This is a genomic window from Algoriphagus sp. A40, from assembly GCF_002002735.1.
In the GTDB taxonomy this organism is placed as follows: domain Bacteria; phylum Bacteroidota; class Bacteroidia; order Cytophagales; family Cyclobacteriaceae; genus Algoriphagus.
The window spans coordinates 1-2823 of the sequence record NZ_MUNY01000051.1 but is presented as its reverse complement, the minus strand read 5'-3'; the positions used below and the strand labels follow the sequence as shown (position 1 = coordinate 2823).

The 2823-nt window shown below is 54.3% G+C and carries 2 protein-coding genes; both read left to right on the top strand.

The genetic code is table 11. The features are described from left to right. Positions 1 to 47 precede the first annotated feature (47 nt). Positions 48 to 1022: a type IX secretion system membrane protein PorP/SprF gene (locus B0E43_RS30490; RefSeq protein WP_077349796.1), complete on the top strand. Its 975-nt coding sequence runs from the start codon at positions 48 to 50 to the stop codon at positions 1020 to 1022. A gap of 2 nt (positions 1023 to 1024) precedes the next feature. Next, the coding region (locus B0E43_RS30485) for an OmpA family protein (protein ID WP_254423415.1) at positions 1025 to 2823 on the top strand (1799 nt) is incomplete at its 3' end.

Genomic DNA, 2823 nt, shown 5'->3' with positions numbered 1-2823 from the left:
GAGTTCAAGGGCTGGATCCAGGTAATCAAAGAATAATCAGAAGAGCGATGAAAACGACTTTTAAAATCATAGGAATGACCCTTTTGGTGGCGGTATTAGCCACCGGGGGTTCCTTTGGGCAGCAGCTGCCCCAGTTCAGCCAGTACATTTTCAACGGGCTGCATGTGAATCCGGGGTATGCGGGCTACAAGGGTGAGCCGTATATCCAGAGCACTTACCGGAGCCAGTGGATGGATTTTCCTGGGGCACCGAAGACCTTCACGGTGACTGCGGATCTGAGTGCCAACGAGGGGACGATGGGCTTTGGTTTTTCGCTGTTGAGTGACCAGTTGGGTCCGGCCCGTACTACAGGGGGACTGTTGACGTATGCCTACCGGATCCAGACGGGGGAAAAGGGCCGCCTGGGTTTGGGTGTAAGTGCAGGGGTTACCGAGTACATGATAGACGGAGACGAGCTGGATCCGAACGATCCGGACGACCCGGAGATACCCGGTGGGAGGATCAACCTGTTCACGCCGAACCTGAATTCGGGTTTGTTTTTCCACACGGACAGGTTCTATGCGGGCTTCAGTGTGTACAACATGATCGGCAAGAAGGCACTGGAGAAAGAGGATGTAGCGCTGGCGTACCACGACTTCCATTTTTACCTGACCGCCGGAGCGATGTTTGAGCTGTCGGACAACGTGGACTTCAAGCCGAGTTTTCTGGTCAAGCAGGTGAAGGGCGCCCCGACCAATTACGACCTGAACGGGATGTTTCTGTTTTTTGACCGGCTGTGGCTTGGCGCCTCGTACCGTTCTAACGTGAACATCTGGGCGGAAGAGCTGGACCAGAACCTGTCCAAGCGGAATGCGGTGGCTGCGATCATTGAACTATTCGCCACGGACCGGCTTCGGATCGGGTATGCGTATGACAAGAACCTGAACGTTCTGACCGATTACAAACACAATTCGCACGAGTTGTCGGTAGGCTTCTACATGATACCTCGGACAGCCACTATGAAAAACCAAAGATGGTTCTGATTATGAAAAAGACACTACTACTGGTTGGAATCACAGCCGTCCTGTTTTTGGGTTCATTCGGGGCCTCGGAAGCCCAGAAGTCGAAGGTGAATTATGCCGATGAGCAGATGAAGCTGATGAACTACCAGCATGCGCTGGATGTGTACCAGGAGGCGTATGCGAAGAAGCCGAATTACGCGACGGCGAAAAAGACAGCCCTGGCCCAGGACAGGATCCGGGACTACGATCAGGCCTATGCCTGGTGGAAGACCACGGTGGGCTATGACCAGGCGCAGGAAGAGGACTATGTCCAGCTGCTCAGAACGGGCATCCTTACGGACAATTTCGGGGAGGCCAGATCCATTATAGAAGCGAAGGGAGTACCGGTAGACAGCCTGGGTATCACGCCGGGATCGGTTCCCCAGAGTGCGCGGAAGCTGAAGCTCGGGGAAGTGGAAGGAGTGAATTCGTCGGAGTCAGACTTTTCCTATTTTGAAGACGCGGGCGGCAGCAGCTACTTTGTGTCCGACCGCGGCGGTTCGTATCCCGGCAAGATGAAGGGGATAAGAATAGACGGGCGGAACAAGATTTTCAGTCCGGACAAGAGTGACTACACGGACCGGGGCTATTTTTCGGTTTACAGGAAGGATAAGGAGGGGAACATCAGCAAAGTGGTGTCGAATGTACCGGGCACGATGAATTTTTCGGATCCGAGCTATGCGGCCTCGCAGCAGTTGCTGTTTTATTCGGTGACCCGTTCGATCACGAAAGGGAAAAACAGAAAGGACACGCTGGTGGTGCAGCCGGAGATCTATTACAGCAAGGTGGGGCCGGACGGAAAGCTGGAGGGCTTTACCCCGTTTCCGTTCAATGATTCCCTGAAGTATGCGGTGATGCACCCTTTTGTGGATGAAGAAGCCAAACGGCTTTACTTCAGCTCCGATATGCCGGGAGGCATGGGAAAATATGACCTGTACTATTCCCAGTACGATGAAAACATGGTGTTCAGCGCCCCGGTCAACCTGGGTCCTGAGGTGAACACCGAAGAGAGCGAGACCCATCCGTTCCGCAAGGGCAACAAGTTTTACTTTTCCTCCACGGGACACAAAGGGCTTGGGGGAATGGATATTTTTGAGGCGAATTACAATCCCAACACCCCCATCAGCGGAACGGCGAACATGGGCCATCCGATCAATTCCCTGGCGGACGACTTTGCGTACCGGGAGGGGAAAGACAAGACGGTTTACCTGTCATCCAACAGAAAAGGCGGCCAGGGTCTGGACGACATCTACCTGGCCAAGGAGATGTACAAGCAGTTTTTGGCCAGAGTGCTGGACTGCAACGGGGAGATCATCACCGAGAGCTACCTGTCCACGTTTAGGGACAAGACCCAGGGGATCATGGTTCCCACGGCCAGAAACGGCAAGGGAGAGCTGACCGCCCAGCTGGAGCCGGAGAGTGACTTCGGGATCACGATCTCCAAGCCGGGTTACTTCCCGCTGACCGACGAGAGCATCACGACCAAAGGGTTTGAAGGAGATACGGTAAAAAGAGAATACAAATTGGTACCGATCCCGTATCAGCTGCCGGTGCACGTGGACATTGTGTACTATGACCTGGACAAGTTCATGATCCGCAAGGACGCGACACTAGCCCTGGACAAGCTGGCCGACCTGATGAAGAAATACAGCTTCCTGGACCTGTTGGTGGCCTCGCATACCGACTCCAGAGCGAGTGACGAATACAACATCACGCTGTCCAACAACCGGGCGAAAGCAGTGACCGAATACCTGGGAGCCAGAGGGATCAGTGCCGACCGGGT

Coding starts and splice junctions, on each gene's coding strand:
- B0E43_RS30490 (WP_077349796.1), top strand. CDS start 48: ATGAAAACGACTTTTAAAATCATAGGAATGACCCTTTTGGTGGCGGTA.